The organism is Psychromonas sp., assembly GCF_983033635.1.
In genome coordinates, this window is the sequence record NZ_CEZLMY010000181.1 from 1 (window position 1) to 1,026 (window position 1,026).

1 protein-coding gene is annotated in these 1,026 nt (G+C 40.5%); it reads right to left on the reverse strand.

Annotation, left to right across the window (positions count from 1 at the left end; genetic code table 11):
* A partial coding sequence (locus AC4GME_RS16150; RefSeq protein ID WP_490379766.1) for a hypothetical protein occupies positions 1 to 729 on the reverse strand: 729 nt, incomplete at its 3' end.
* Between the last annotated feature and the right edge of the window lie 297 nt (positions 730 to 1,026).

The window sequence follows — 1,026 nt, forward strand, 5'->3', positions numbered from 1 at the left end:
CGGCTTTAAAGCGCGACCGTTAAAATTATGTACTGGCCGAGTGTTTGGACTAACAGTCAGCGCTCCCGTTTCTGGGATTTCAATAGCAGGTGAAAAATCGTCCAGGTTTTCATCTTGGTCATCAATAATATTTTTAGCTGCATCAGCCACGCCAGAAGCAAGTTCCAGTTGTTTCTCAACTGCAAGTTCCGCATGGTCAACTAACGTTTCACCAATAATATTAAGAGCTTGTGCTTGTTGTGAGTTATCCGCTAAGTAGTCACCAAAGATAAGTTTACTAGATACAGCTAAACCTGAATCGGTAACAGATTGAACTACTTTTTCTTCCGCTTCGGCCTGCGTCATACCAGGGTTTGCAGCCAACTGCTTAACGACCATGTTAGTTATAGGGCTAGCGACTGTAGAACCCGCTGGAGCAGCGAGAACAAAATCACTTGCCACTAAACCACGAGTGGTATCTATCGTTTGGCCAGAAATAGCCTTGACAAACACAGCATGTGTTTTGTATTCAGTTGGTAAAGTAAATTTGCCATCGGTATCGGTATTCGAGTCTAACTTAATGTCTGCACTATCAAGAGATAGGTTGTCATTCACGTCTACCCATAATTCAGCATTTGATAAATACCCATCTATCGCCCTGACAAAGGAGCTGTCGCCGTCACTACTTGAGCCGCCACAAGCCGTTAACGCCATCACCATTGATGCTGCTAGAAAACCAGTCTTATTCATAATCATTTATTCCTTTAATTGAATCTGAGGGATCGTCAGGTAAAGATTTGTTAATACGCTGACATCCTGTGCATTAATTGATCACCATTAGTTTATTTATGGAGCAGCGAAAAAGTGTGAGCTATAGCTAGAGAAAAACAATTACCAACGATCATTTTTTAACCACTAACAAAATATGTTGTTTACTCGTTTTTGTATGGCGTTATCAAGTGGAATGTTTAATTTGGAAGTGATTTTACTTATGTATTAAAGTACGCCATTAAGCCCATTATCAACTAATACCAGTCGATACATGCT